Annotated in this window: 13 protein-coding genes; 7 read left to right on the top strand and 6 right to left on the bottom strand. The window is 67.8% G+C overall.

The features are described from left to right. Positions 1-326: 326 nt before the first annotated feature. Genes rsmG through rpmH form a run of 6 tightly spaced genes read right to left on the bottom strand, consistent with a single transcriptional unit; the run spans position 327 to position 3,374 of the window. Complete coding sequence (rsmG, locus tag ACO03V_RS03355) at positions 327-959, bottom strand: 16S rRNA (guanine(527)-N(7))-methyltransferase RsmG (RefSeq protein WP_423136599.1); 633 nt, start codon at positions 957-959, stop codon at positions 327-329. A gap of 1 nt (position 960) precedes the next feature. Then, entirely contained in the window at positions 961-1,464 is a 504-nt protein-coding gene (locus ACO03V_RS03350) for a protein jag (RefSeq protein ID WP_387054932.1), read from the bottom strand. 13 nt (positions 1,465-1,477) lie between these two features. Continuing rightward, positions 1,478-2,533, bottom strand: a complete 1,056-nt coding sequence (gene yidC, locus ACO03V_RS03345; RefSeq protein WP_367733850.1) for a membrane protein insertase YidC — start codon at positions 2,531-2,533, stop codon at positions 1,478-1,480. A 3-nt stretch (positions 2,534-2,536) separates the two neighbouring features. Further along, the gene (gene yidD / locus ACO03V_RS03340; RefSeq protein WP_367733852.1) at positions 2,537-2,893 is read right to left on the bottom strand and encodes a membrane protein insertion efficiency factor YidD; all 357 of its coding nucleotides are present in this window, start codon (positions 2,891-2,893) and stop codon (positions 2,537-2,539) included. Continuing rightward, positions 2,890-3,228 (bottom strand): ribonuclease P protein component, encoded by a 339-nt coding sequence (gene rnpA / locus ACO03V_RS03335; protein WP_423136598.1) that lies wholly within the window; start codon positions 3,226-3,228, stop codon positions 2,890-2,892. The genes yidD and rnpA overlap by 4 nt, the downstream gene beginning before the upstream one ends. Positions 3,229-3,236: 8 nt before the next feature. Further along, positions 3,237-3,374 carry a 50S ribosomal protein L34 gene (gene rpmH, locus ACO03V_RS03330; RefSeq protein WP_013584598.1) on the bottom strand — a complete coding sequence of 46 codons (138 nt, stop codon included), beginning with the start codon at positions 3,372-3,374 and terminating at the stop codon, positions 3,237-3,239. A gap of 289 nt (positions 3,375-3,663) precedes the next feature. Between rpmH and dnaA the strand changes: the two genes are divergently transcribed. From dnaA to ACO03V_RS03295, 7 genes are all read left to right on the top strand, one after another. Then, positions 3,664-5,097, top strand: coding sequence for a chromosomal replication initiator protein DnaA (dnaA, locus tag ACO03V_RS03325; protein WP_367733854.1), 1,434 nt, complete (start codon positions 3,664-3,666; stop codon positions 5,095-5,097). Between the two features lie 449 nt (positions 5,098-5,546). After that, positions 5,547-6,698, top strand: coding sequence for a DNA polymerase III subunit beta (dnaN, locus tag ACO03V_RS03320; protein WP_367733855.1), 1,152 nt, complete (start codon positions 5,547-5,549; stop codon positions 6,696-6,698). A 48-nt stretch (positions 6,699-6,746) separates the two neighbouring features. Next, entirely contained in the window at positions 6,747-7,898 is a 1,152-nt protein-coding gene (gene recF / locus ACO03V_RS03315) for a DNA replication/repair protein RecF (protein WP_423136597.1), read from the top strand. Further along, complete coding sequence (locus tag ACO03V_RS03310) at positions 7,891-8,379, top strand: DUF721 domain-containing protein (RefSeq protein WP_367733857.1); 489 nt, start codon at positions 7,891-7,893, stop codon at positions 8,377-8,379. The genes recF and ACO03V_RS03310 overlap by 8 nt, the downstream gene beginning before the upstream one ends. Before the next feature lie 119 nt (positions 8,380-8,498). After that, the gene (gene gyrB, locus ACO03V_RS03305) at positions 8,499-10,532 is read left to right on the top strand and encodes a DNA topoisomerase (ATP-hydrolyzing) subunit B (protein WP_387054944.1); all 2,034 of its coding nucleotides are present in this window, start codon (positions 8,499-8,501) and stop codon (positions 10,530-10,532) included. Positions 10,533-10,564: 32 nt separating this feature from the next. Further along, the gene (gene gyrA / locus ACO03V_RS03300) at positions 10,565-13,186 is read left to right on the top strand and encodes a DNA gyrase subunit A (protein WP_367733860.1); all 2,622 of its coding nucleotides are present in this window, start codon (positions 10,565-10,567) and stop codon (positions 13,184-13,186) included. Continuing rightward, positions 13,183-13,587, top strand: coding sequence for a DUF3566 domain-containing protein (locus ACO03V_RS03295; protein ID WP_367733861.1), 405 nt, complete (start codon positions 13,183-13,185; stop codon positions 13,585-13,587). Before gyrA ends, ACO03V_RS03295 begins: the two co-directional genes overlap by 4 nt. Positions 13,588-13,632 lie beyond the last annotated feature (45 nt).

The following is a 13,632-nucleotide window of genomic DNA, read 5'->3' as shown; positions in this document are numbered from 1 at the left end:
TCGCACACCGCCGGCCAGTCACAGCAACGGCGGGCGAGATCACACGACCCGCCGAGATCACACGCTCCGACACAGTCCGAAGGTGTGCCCTCGGATCGAACGTGCGACCTCGACGTCTACCGAGCTAACGCGCCACGGGGCCGCGCCACCTACAGACGCCCGCAACCTGCACGCGAGATCACGCGGTCTCGCCGAGATCACGCGCTCCCGACCACGCTAACGGGGTGCGGTCGATGGGATCACGTGATCTCGCGAGAGCAGCGAGCCGCCGGCATCCATCCGCACCCATCGAGCTGGCAAAGACGCATGTTTACATGCGCCGCGAATCAACGTGTGACGGTGGCGACGAACACGCGCGTGGGCTCGGCGACGATGCCCTCGCCGACGACCTCGACGCGCACGTCCTCGAGCCCGAAGGCCCGCATCTGCTTGGCGGCCTTCGTGATCTCGGCGTCGACGTTCGCGCCTTTGAGGAGGACGAGACGACCGCCCGGTCGCACCAGGGGAGCGGTGAACGGGAGCAGCGTACGCAGAGCGCTGACGGCGCGGGCGGTGACGGTGTCGAACACGCGGCCCTCCGTCCATTCCTCCCCGCGCATGCGGGCGACGGTGACGTTGTCGAGGCCGAGGTCGTCGACCTGCTCCGAGAGCCAGGCCGTTCGGCGTTCCATGGGCTCGATGAGCGTCCACTGGACGTCGGGCCGGGCGATGGCCAGGACGAGGCCCGGCAGTCCTGCACCCGATCCGATGTCGGCCGAACGTCTCTCGAAGAAGGGTGCTGCGACGGCGCTGTTGAGGATGTGCCGGGTCCACAGGCGAGGCACTTCGAGGGGTCCGATGAGGCCGCGCTCCTCCCCGTGGCGGGCGAGGGAGGCGGTGAATCGACGGGCGAGTTCGATGCGGTCGCCGAACACCTCGGCCGCGCGCGGCGGCTCCGGCTCGAGAACGGAGTCGCTCACCTCAGCCGCGGCGCAGGACGGTGTGACGGTCCGCACCCTCGCCGAACGACTCCGACGAGTACCCGCGATCCGCGGCGATGTCGTGGACCAGCTTCCGCTCGTAGCTCGACATCGCGGGCAGCGACGCCTGCGACGCCCCCTCGTCGAGACGAGCGATCGCACGGTCGACCAGGTTCTCGAGCTGACGCTGACGCGCGTCGCGCGAGCCGCCGATGTCGAGGATCAGGCGCGAGAAGCGACCGGTCGAGTTCTGCACGGCGAGGCGGGTGAGCTCCTGCAGCGCCTGCACCGTGTCGGGGTGCGACAGCGTGGACAGCGCGGCCACGTCCTCCGCCTCGACCGAGACGTAGGCACGGCCGGCACGCACGTCGAGGGCGAGATCGCCGTCGATGTCGGCGATGTCGAGCAGTCCCTCGAGGTAGTCGGCGGCGATGTCGCCTTCGCTCTCGAGCTCCTCCACGGTGGCGGCGGAATCAGAGGTGATCTGGTCAGACGTCGTCATCATGTTCTCCGGGTCGTCAGGAGGTCGTCGCCGTACCGGTCTCGCCGGCGGGACGTCCGTTCTTCGTGGCCTGCTTCTTGGCGCGCTGCTTGCCCACGGGCTGCTGGCGCTTCGGGGCAGCCGCGCGAGCGCGCTCGGCCTCCTCGACGAGACGCTGCTGCTCCGCCTGGTACTTCTCGATCGGGACCACCTTGCCCTGCGCGTCGATCGCCTTGCCCTTGCGAGCCAGACGCTCCTCGCGCGCCTTGGCGGCGTCGGAACCGGGGGTCGGCATCTCGCGGATGACGACGAACTGCTGGACCATCGTCCACAGGTTGCTGACGAACCAGTAGATGACGACACCGAGCGGGAAGAAGACGCCCGAGAAGATGAAGGCCAGCGGCAGGATGTACAGCATGATCTTCTGCATCTGGTACGCCTGACCGGTCTTGGCCTCGGGCGACAGGTTTTTCGAGATGATCTGCAGCTGCGTGAAGAACTGCGACGCGATCATGAGCACGACGAGCACGAGCAGGATGATGACGGTGACCTGGCCGTCGGGCTGGGTCCACGCGGTGACGAGGTTGACGTGCATGGATGCCACGTCGAAGAGGCGTGCGTCGTAGAACTCCTGCGTCAACTCTGGGGTCAGCAGACCCACACCGCCGATGCCGGCGACCGCGTGACGGGACACGTCGTTGAGCACGCTGAAGAGCGCGAAGAAGATCGGCATCTGCACGAGGAGCGGAAGGCAGCTCGACACCGGTGTCGTGCCGTGCTTCTTGTACAGCGCCATGGTCTCGCGGCTCATCGCCTCACGAGACAGCTGGTCCTTCTTGCCCCGGTACTTCTCCTGGACCTTGCGAAGCTCCGGCGCGATCTCCATCATCTTGCGCTGGCTCTTGATCTGCCGCACGAACAGCGGGATCAGAGCGGCGCGGACGATCAGGACCAGACCGACGATGGACAGCACCCAGGTGATACCGGCCGCGGGAGCCATGCCGAGCAGGGTGAAGAGCTGGTGCCAACCGACCAGCACCAGCTCGACCGCCCATTTCAGCGGCCAGAGGACAATTCCAATGAGATCCGGCACGGATCAGTCCTTTCGGGAGGGCACGACGAAGCCGTGCGGAGTCAGTTCATGACGGAAGGCCCGGTGAGGACGGACGTCGTCGATGCCACCCTGAGCCCAGGGATGGCAGCGTGCGAGGCGGGCCGCGGTGAACGCGATACCCTTCACGAGTCCATGCTGCTGCACGGCGCCCACCGAATAGGCGGAGCAGGACGGGTAGTACTTGCACACGTCGCCGTAAACGTGCGAGATGGTCGCACGGTAGCCGTGCAGGAGGGCGAGGCCCGCGTTCCGGGGGAGAAGCGGGACGGATGCCATCATCGAGGCCCATTCCAGCCGCCCGCTGCCGGTCGCAGAGGTCGGGAGAGTCGAAGCGCTCATGCGGCGGCCTTGCGTTCCAGGCACCGGATGACGTCGGCGCGGAGATCGGCGAAGTCCGCGGTCGCCGCGGAGGGCAGCGCGCGGATGACGATCGAGGCGCCCCCGCGGACAGACGGGAGCGCCTCGGCGCACACCGCCTTGAGGCGGCGGCGAATGGTGTTGCGTGTGACCGCGGAGCCGACCTGGCGGCTCACGATGAACCCGAATCGGGCAACGGCCTGGTCACCCGTCCGACCGACGTAGGTCACGGTGTGCGTTCCGGCACAGCGAGAGCCCCGTCGGACGGTGGCTTTGTAATCCGATCCGCGGGTGAGTCGGTTCGGCTTCGCGAGCACCTGGTACGTCAGGCCGAGAGCTCGGTGCGGCCCTTGGCACGACGCGCGGCGAGGATGCCACGGCCGGCACGGGTGCGCATACGGGCGCGGAAGCCGTGCTTCTTGGCACGACGACGGTTGTTGGGCTGGAAGGTGCGCTTGCTCATGGGTCACTCCGGAGGTGGTGTCGCCCGATGCTCTTCTGCCGGGGACGGGGTCGGGACTGCCGTGAAGGCATAAGTCAACCGACTAAGGCTACGTCGTGCGAGCCGTTAACTCAAACCGACGGGCGACCGCCCATTATCCCCAACCGTTGTCCACACGCCTGGCAAAGACACGCGATGCGGCCCTACAGTGGATTTGGCTCCGCGATGCCCCCGAACTAGCGTGTCTGCGGAACTTATCCACAGGTTCGGCGTTCGTCGATCTGCCACGCGCCGAAGACCCAGGAGGGGTATGTCACTGCACGAAGTACCGGATGTCCCGGTCTGGTCGGCAGTGCTGGACCACCTCCTGACCGATGATCGCATCACCCCGCAGCTGCACGGCTTCCTGAACCTCGCGGTGCCGCAGGGCGTCATGGGCGGGACCCTTTATCTCGACGTCCCCAACGACCTGACCGCGGCGCAGATGAACAAGCGCATGCGCGCGCCCATCATGGAGGCGCTCACGCAGGTCCAGGGCCACGATCCCGAGGTCAGCACCTTCCGGGTCGTCGTGAACCCCGAGCTGATCGACTCCCACCTCTCCTCGCCCTCGACCGCGGACGACGCTCCCGCTCCCGCGGCGCCGATGAGCATGGCATCCCTCTCCCCGATCTCGGAGGCGCCGGTCGAGCCGCCGGCACCGGCCTCGCGCCAGGACACCCGTCTCAACCCGAAGTACACCTTCGACAACTTCGTCATCGGGCAGTCGAACCGCTTCGCCCACGCGGCCGCGGTCGCCGTGGCGGAGGCGCCGGCCAAGGCCTACAACCCGCTCTTCATCTACGGCGACTCGGGGCTCGGCAAGACGCACCTTCTTCACGCCATCGGCGACTACGCCGCGAGCATGTACGCCGGCATCCGCGTCCGGTACGTCTCGAGCGAGGAGTTCACGAACGACTTCATCAACTCGATCGCGAACAACCGTGGCTCGGCCTTCCAGGCGCGGTACCGCGACGTCGACATCCTCCTGATCGACGACATCCAGTTCCTGCAGGGACGCGCGGAGACGCAGGAGGCGTTCTTCCACACGTTCAACACGCTGCACGACCACGACAAGCAGGTCGTGATCACGAGCGATCTGCCCCCGAAGCAGCTGACGGGCTTCGAGGACCGTATGCGCAGCCGCTTCGAGTGGGGCCTCATCACCGATGTGCAGGCGCCCGACCTCGAGACCCGCATCGCGATCCTCCGCAAAAAGGCGCAGAGCGAGCGGCTGCTCATCCCCGACGAGGTCCTCGAATACATCGCGACGGTCGTCTCGTCGAACATCCGCGAGCTCGAGGGCGCGCTGATCCGCGTCTCCGCCTTCGCGAGCCTCAACCGGTCGACTCTCGACATGACGCTCGCGCAGACCGTCCTCCGCGACATCATCGACCAGGACGATGCGAACGTCGTCTCACCGACGGACATCATCACGGCCACCGCGCAGTACTTCAAGCTGTCCGTCGACGATCTCTACGGCTCGAGCAGGTCGCAGGCCGTCGCCACGGCGCGCCAGATCGCGATGTACCTTTGCCGTGAGCGCACGAGTCTGTCGTTGCCGAAGATCGGGCAGCTCTTCGGCAACCGCGACCACACCACGGTGATGTACGCCTACAAGAAGATCAGCGACCTGATGAAGGAGCGCCGGTCCATCTACAACCAGGTGTCGGAGATCACCTCGCAGCTCGGCCGCATGCGCTGAGCGCCCGTCTCCCGAAGGGGTTCGTCCGTGTCCGCGGACGAACCCCTTCGTCGTTCTCGGCGGTGAACGGGCCTCACAGGGCTGTGGAAACCCGCTTCTGACACGGTTCTACACAGTGTGGAAAACCTGTGGATAACTCGAAATCTCTGCGGATGACCTGTGTACGACGGGCTGTTAACTGTGGAACCCGGCCGAGCGCTCCCTGTCGCCGATCGTGTTAACACCACCGGCTGTCCGCAGCGCGTCCACAGGTGGATGCCCCCGCGTTCCCTGCTGTTAACAGCGATCGTGAGACTTATCCCCAGATTCCACAGCCGTTAACAAGATGAAGAATCCAGATCTCTGTTAAGGCACATCCGATGACCTCGGGGTTCCGAGAGCGTGCATCCGAGCCGTTCCGGCGTGGGGGCTAGCATGGGGAAGCCATACCCGCCGTCAAGGGAGCGTCCGTGAAGTTCCACGTCAATCGCGATGTGTTCAGCGAAGCCGTCTCGTTCGTGGTGAAGCTCCTGCCTCAGCGCAACCCGCAGCCGATCCTCGCGGGCGTGCTCATCGAGGCCGGTGCCGAGGGTCTCTCCCTCGCCGCCTTCGACTACGAGGCCTCCGCGCGCACCACGATCGAGGCGACGGTCGACGAGCCCGGCACGATCCTCGTCCACGGCCGTCTGCTCTCCGACATCGCGAGCCGACTGCCGAACGCCCCCATCCAGATCGCGGTCGACGATGACGGCGGCATCCTGCTCACCTGCGGCTCCGCACGGTTCACGCTCGCGTCGATGCCCGTCCAGGAGTACCCGGCCATCCCCGAGGTCACCGGAGAGTCCGGCCTCGTCCCCGCCGACGAGTTCGCGACCGCCATCGCGCAGGTCGCGTTCGCCGCCTCTCGCGACGACGTCACCCCCGTCCTCACGGGCGTCCAGCTCGAGGTGTCCGGCACGCGCCTCAGCCTGGTCGCCACCGACCGTTACCGCGTCGCCCTGCGCGAGATCCCGTGGGACGGCGGCGCCGCCGCCGGCGACGAGACCACGTCGGCCCTCGTCCCCGCCCGCACGCTGCAGGAGGTCGGCAAGACCTTCGCGCACGGCGGTGACATCTCGATCGCGTTCTCCGGCTCCGGCGACCGCGAGATCATCGCCTTCTCCTCCGGCAACAAGACGGTCACGTCGCTGCTCATCAAGGGCAACTTCCCGCCCGTGCGCCGCCTGTTCCCCGAGCAGACCGAGCACCACAGCGTCGTCAACACCGCCGAGCTCGCCGAGGCCGTGCGCCGCGTCGCCCTGGTCCTCGACCGCTCCGCGCCGCTGCGTTTCACCTTCGGCCCCGAGGGCGTGTCGATGGACGCCTCCGGCACCGAACAGGCGCGGGCGACGGAGTCCGTCGACGCGACGCTCGTGGGCGACGAGGTCACCCTCGGCCTGAACCCGCAGTACCTGCTCGAGTCGCTCGGTGCCGTCCGCAGCGAGTTCACGCGCATCACGTTCACCTCGAGCGACAACGCGAACAAGCTCAGCCCCGTGCTCGTCACCCCGCAGACCTCGGTCGACAAGGGCGGCGAGGGCACGTTCAAGTACCTGCTGCAGCCGAACCTCCTCCTGCGCTGAGCGGTCGCCCCCGGTGTCGGTGTCGGAGCCGGCGGGTAGTCTGACTCGGTGATCGTGGAGCAGCTGGGACTGAAGGACTTCCGCAATTACGCGGGTGCCGACGTCTCGCTGGCGGCTGGGGCGAACGTCTTCGTGGGCCGCAACGGTCAGGGCAAGACGAACCTCGTCGAGGCGGTCGCCTATCTGGCCACGCTCGGTTCGCACCGTGTGTCCTCGGACGCTCCGATGGTCCGCGACGGTCAGGACGCCGCGATCGTCCGGGCCCGTCTCGCCCACGGGGAGCGCAGCGTCCTGCTCGAGCTGCAGCTGAACCGGCAGGGCACCAACAAAGCGCGCGTGAACGGGGTCAACGTCCGCACCTCCGAGCTGCCGCGGTACGCGCAGGTCGTGCTCTTCGCGCCGGAGGACCTGCAGATCGTGCGTGGCGACCCGTCCGCGCGTCGCCGTTTCGCGGACCAGCTGATCGTGCAGCGGACCCCTCGCATGGCCGGGGTGCTCGGCGACTACGACCGCGTCGTGCGCCAGCGCACCGCGCTGCTCAAGTCCGCTCGCGCGCGCGGGATCCGCGGCGACGCCCTCGGCACCCTCGACGTCTGGGACGAGAAGCTCGTCGCCCTCGGCACCGAGGTGATCGAGGCCCGCCTCGCCTTGGCATCCGATCTGGCCTCCCCGGTCTCGGACGCCTACGCCGCCATCGCCGGCGCCGACCACGATCCGCGCCTGGAATGGGCGCTGTCCGTGGGCGGGGCCGACCCCGAGGAGGGGGAGTCGATGGATGCCGCCGGCTCGGGGGCACCGCTCGCCGACCAGTTCCGCGCCGCTCTCGCCCTCCGGCGCCCGGCCGAGCTCGATCGCGGTCTCACCCTGGTCGGACCGCACCGCGACGACCTCGTCCTGAAGGTGCGGGGCCTGCCGGTGAAGGGCTACGCCTCCCACGGCGAGTCCTGGTCGGTGGCGCTGGCGCTCCGCCTGGCATCCGCCGAGCTCCTGCGCGCCGAGTCCCGCCTGGGCGACCCGGTGCTCATCCTCGACGACGTGTTCGCCGAACTCGACGCCGGCCGGCGCACCCGACTGGCGGAGCTCGCGGGCGGCTACGAGCAGGTCATCGTCACCTCGGCGGTCGAGGAGGACGTGCCCGAGGGTCTGCGCGCCCACGTCGTGCGCGTCGAGGCGGGGCAGATCAAGGCCGGCGATGAGTGACGACGGCGAGCTGCCGGAGACCCTGGCGACGTACCTGCGTCTCCGGGGCCTGGAGCCGTCGCCCTACCGCAAGCGCACGCGCCGCCGACGGAACACCGACGACGAGAACGCGCCGTTCACGCCCGGTCGGGACCCGCGGGGCCTCGGCGACGTCCTCTCCGCCCTCACGCAGTCGTCGGGGTGGGAGCCGCAGCTGGCGCGCGAGGACCTCGTGCGCACGTGGCACGACGTGGCCGGCGCGGACACCGCGGCGCACACCCGTCCGGTCGCCCTCGACGCCGGCACGCTGACCGTGCAGGCGGACTCCACGGCGTGGGCGAAGCAGCTCCAGCTCATGCGCGCGCACATCCTCTCGGAGATCATCCGGCGCTTCCCCGAGGCGGGGGTCGAGGCGATCCGCTTCGTGGGGCCGGACGTCCCCTCGTGGAAATGGGGGCCGAGAGCCGTTCAAGGCCGCGGTCCGCGCGATACCTACGGCTAGACCCTCATCCGGATCGATCGGATCCTTTTTCAGCCCGTCACGGGGCGTACACGCGATCGAAACGACCCTCGCGCGGTAGGATGGAGAGTCCGACGAAACCATCTGGAGCGCGCGAACTCATGACGTCAGAGAACCCCGACATCGTTTCCGAGGAACCCGAGAAGGCATCGACCAAGGTTCCCAACGAGTACGGGGCAGACGCCATCCAGGTGCTCGAGGGTCTGGAGGCCGTCCGCAAGCGTCCGGGCATGTACATCGGCTCGACCGGTGAGCGCGGTCTGCACCACCTGGTCCAGGAGATCGTCGACAACTCCGTCGACGAGGCCCTCGCCGGCTACTGCGACACCATCGACGTCACCATCCTCAGCGACGGCGCCGTCCGCGTGGTCGACAACGGCCGCGGCATCCCGGTCGACATGCACCGCACGGAGGGCAAGTCGACGGTCGAGGTCGTCCTGACGGTCCTGCACGCCGGTGGAAAGTTCGGCGGCGGCGGATACGCCGTGTCGGGCGGTCTGCACGGCGTCGGCTCGTCGGTCGTGAACGCCCTGTCCACGCGTCTCGAGGTCGAGGTGAAGCGACAGGGCCACGTGTGGCGCCAGTCGTTCCGCGACGGCGGCGTGCCCCTGGCCCCGCTGGCGAAGGGCGAGGAGAGCGACAGTACCGGCACGACGATCACCTTCTGGCCGGATGCCACCATCTTCGACACCATCGACTTCGACTACGACACGCTGCGCACGCGCTTTCAGCAGATGGCGTTCCTGAACAAGGGGCTGCGCCTGAGCCTGCGCGACGAGCGGCCGCAGTCCGTCGTCACCGAGGGCGAGCCGGGCGAAGAGGTCACCGAGGCTCGTCACGACACCTTCCTCTACGAGCGCGGCCTCGTCGACTACGTCGAGCACCTCAACCGCGTGCGCAAGGCCGACGTCGTCAACGACGAGATCATCGAGGTCGAGTCGGAGGACACCGATCGCAAGATCGCCCTCGAGCTCGCGATGCAGTGGACCACGGCCTACACCGAGAACGTCTTCACGTACGCGAACACGATCAACACCCACGAGGGAGGCACGCACGAGGAGGGGTTCCGCGCGGCGCTGACCACGCTCGTGAACCGGTACGCGCGCGCCAACAACCTCCTCAAGGAGAAGGACGACAACCTCACCGGCGATGACATCCGCGAGGGGCTCACCGCGGTGATCTCGGTCAAGCTGTCGGAGCCGCAGTTCGAGGGTCAGACCAAGACCAAGCTGGGCAACACGGAGGCGAAGGCGTTCGTGCAGAAGGTCGTGGGCGACAAGCTCGGCGACTGGTTCGACCGCAACCCCGGCCAGGCGAAGAACATCATCCGCAAGGCGATCGATGCGGCCACCGCACGTCTCGCCGCCCGCAAGGCGCGCGAGACCGCGCGTCGCAAGAGCGTCTTCGAGTCGGCCGCCATGCCCGACAAGCTCAAGGACTGCACCTCGAAGGACCCGTCGATCAGCGAGATCTTCCTGGTCGAGGGCGACTCGGCCGGCGGCTCCGCCGTGCAGGGCCGCGACCCGCACACGCAGGCGATCCTCGCCCTCCGCGGCAAGATCCTCAACGTCGAGCGCGCGCGCCTCGACCGCGCCCTGGGCAACAAGGAGGTCCAGGCGATGATCCAGGCCTTCGGCACGGGCATCGGCGAGGACTTCGACATGGCCAAGGCGCGGTACCACAAGATCGTGCTGATGGCCGATGCCGACGTCGACGGTCAGCACATCACGACGCTGCTCCTGACGATGCTGTTCCGCTACATGCGCGGGCTCATCGAGGCCGGGTACGTCTATCTCGCGCAGCCGCCGCTCTACCGCCTCAAGTGGAGCAACCACGCGCACGAGTACGCCTACAGCGACCGCGAGCGCGACGCCATGCTCGTCCAGGGGCAGGCCGCCGGTCGCCGCATCCCGAAGGACAACGGCATCCAGCGCTACAAGGGTCTGGGCGAGATGAACGACCACGAGCTGTGGGAGACCACGATGGACCCGGAGACCCGCACGCTCAAGCAGGTGACGATCGACGACGCGGCCTCCGCCGACGAGATCTTCTCGGTCCTCATGGGCGAGGACGTCGAGTCGCGCCGCGGCTTCATCCAGCGCAACGCCAAAGACGTGCGCTTCCTCGACATCTGACTCTCGCCGACTGACCACGAAACTGAGACTCCATGGCTGACGACACCCCCGGCGACGACGAGACCCGTCCCGAGACCGCGCACAATCACGGCAAGATCGACCAGGTCGATCTGCAGCTGGAGATGCAGCGGAGCTACCTCGACTACGCGATGAGCGTCATCGTCGGTCGCGCTCTGCCCGACGTCCGCGACGGCCTCAAGCCCGTCCACCGCCGCGTCATCTACGGCATGTACGACGGCGGCTTCCGTCCCGACAAGTCGTTCTCCAAGTGCGCCCGTGTCGTCGGCGAGGTCATGGGGCACTACCACCCCCACGGCGACGCGCCCATCTACGACGCCCTCGTCCGTCTCGTCCAGCCGTGGTCGCTGCGCTATCCCCTCGCGCTCGGTCAGGGCAACTTCGGCTCGCCCGGCAACCAGGGCGCCGCAGCCCCGCGCTACACCGAGACGAAGATGGCGAACCTCGCGCTCGAGATGGTGCGCGACATCGAAGAGGACACCGTCGACTTCGAGGACAACTACGACGGGCAGACGCAGGAGCCCGTCGTTCTGCCCTCGCGGTTCCCCAACCTCCTCGTCAACGGCTCCGTCGGCATCGCAGTGGGCATGGCGACGAACATCCCGCCGCACAACCTCCGCGAGGTCGCGGCCGGCGCGCTGTGGGCCCTGGAGAACCCGGATGCCACGCGTGACGAGCTCCTCGAGGCGCTCATGCAGCGCATCCCGGGGCCGGACTTCCCGACGGCCGCCCAGATCCTGGGCACCCGCGGCATCAAGGACGCGTACCGCACCGGTCGCGGCTCGATCACGATGCGCGCAGTCGTCAACATCGAGGAGATCCAGGGGCGCACCTGCCTCGTCATCACCGAGCTCCCGTACCAGGTCAACCCCGACAACGTCGCGGTCAAGATCGGCGACCTCGCCCGCGAGGGCAAGATCACGGGCATCGCGGACATCCGCGACGAGACCTCCGGCCGCACCGGCCAGCGTCTCGTGGTCGTGCTCAAGCGCGACGCCGTCGCCAAGGTCGTGCTGAACAACCTGTACAAGCACACGCAGCTGCAGGAGAACTTCGGCGCCAACATGCTGGCGATCGTCGACGGCGTGCCGCGCACGCTGTCGCTGGACGGGTTCATCAGCCTGTGGATCGACCACCAGATCGAGGTCATCGTCCGCCGCACCCAGTACCGCCTGCGTAAGGCGGAGGAGCGGATGCACATCCTGCGCGGCCTCCTCAAGGCGCTCGACGCCCTGGACGAGGTCATCGCGCTCATCCGCCGCTCGCCCACGCCCCAGGAGGCGAACGAGGGCCTGCAGAAGCTCCTCGACATCGACGACATCCAGGCGTCGGCGATCCTCGACATGCAGCTGCGCCGCCTCGCCGCTCTCGAGCGTCAGAAGATCATCGACGAGGCCAACGAGCTCGAGGCCCGCATCGCGGACTACAACGACATCCTGGCCACGCCCGCCCGGCAGCGCACGATCATCCGCGACGAGCTCGGTGCCATCACCGACAAGTTCGGCGACGACCGCCGCACCGAGATCCTGCACGGCTTCGACGGCGACGTCTCGGTCGAGGACCTCATCGCCGAAGAGGAGATGGTGGTCACCGTCACGCGCGACGGCTACATCAAGCGCACCCGCAGCGACAACTACCGCTCGCAGCACCGTGGCGGCAAGGGCGTCAAGGGCGCACAGCTGCGCGCCGACGACGTCGTCGAGCACTTCTTCGTCACGACGACGCACCACTGGCTCCTGTTCTTCACGAACAAGGGACGGGTGTACCGGTCGAAGGCCTACGAGGTGCCGGAGGCCGGGCGGGATGCCAAGGGCCAGCACGTCGCGAACCTCCTCGCTCTGCAGCCCGACGAGGAGATCGCGCAGATCCTCGACATCCGGGACTACAACGTCGCGACGTACCTCGTGCTCGCGACCCGCAGCGGCCTCGTCAAGAAGACGCGTCTCACGGAGTACGACACCAACCGCCAGGGCGGCGTGATCGCGATCAAGCTCCGCGGACAGGCCACCGACGAGGGCGACGAGACCGAGCAGGGCGCGGACGAACTCGTCAGCGCGCTGCTCGTCGACGAGGGCGAGGACATCCTCCTCATCAGCCGCCTGGGGATGTCGCTGCGCTTCTCGGCGACCGACAACGCCCTGCGCCCGATGGGCCGGTCGACCTCGGGTGTGAAGGGCATGGACTTCCGCCCCGGCGACAGCCTCCTCTCGGCATCCGTCGCCAAGGACGACGAGTTCGTCTTCATCGTCACCGAGGGCGGCTACGCGAAGCGCACCGCGGTGACCGAGTACCGCATGCAGAACCGCGGCGGTCTGGGCATCAAGGTCGCGCGTCTGACGGACGATCGCGGCGTTCTCGCGGGCGGGATGATGGTGTCCGAGGGCGACGAGGTCCTCGTGGTTCTTGCCAGCGGCAAGGTGGTACGCTCTGCCGTGGCCGAGGTCCCTGCCAAGGGTCGCGACACCATGGGTGTCGTGTTCGCTCGTGCGGGAGGCGACGACAGGATCATCGCGATCGCGCGCAACACCGAGCGCAACCTGGCCGAGACGACGGAGACACCTGCTGACGCCGCCGCCACTCCCGCGGACGGCTCGGCCTCCTCCTCCGAGACCCCCGAGGAAAGTACTGACGCATGAGCACGGTAGCCGACAAACTCGCCAAGAAGTCGACGCACAAGACCCCGGCCAAGCAGGTCCGCCTGCGCCTGGTCTACATCGACTTCTGGTCGGCCGTGAAGCTGTCCTTCCTGGCGGCGGTGGCCCTGGCCATCGTGACCGTCGTGTCGTTCTTCCTCGTCTACCTCGTGGTCGAGGCGACGGGCCTGATCGGTCGCGTGGACGAGTTTTTCCAGACCCTCAGCGACGGCGGCGCGTCCATCCAGGACTTCGTCGGTCTGCCCCAGGTGATGGCCTTCGCGGCCATCGTCGCCATCCTGAACCTCGTCGTCACGACGGTCATGGGCGCCGTGGTGGCGGGCATCTACAACCTCGCGGTCAAGGTCACGGGCGGTCTGCTCGTGGGCTTCACGTCCAACTGACGTCGATTCGTCAAAACCTTGGGATTCAGGTAAAGTCTTCGAGGT

Source organism: Microbacterium sp. HMH0099 (genome assembly GCF_049384025.1).
Lineage (GTDB): Bacteria > Actinomycetota > Actinomycetes > Actinomycetales > Microbacteriaceae > Microbacterium.
Note: the sequence above shows the minus strand (reverse complement) of the source record. Positions and strands in the feature narration are given on the sequence as shown.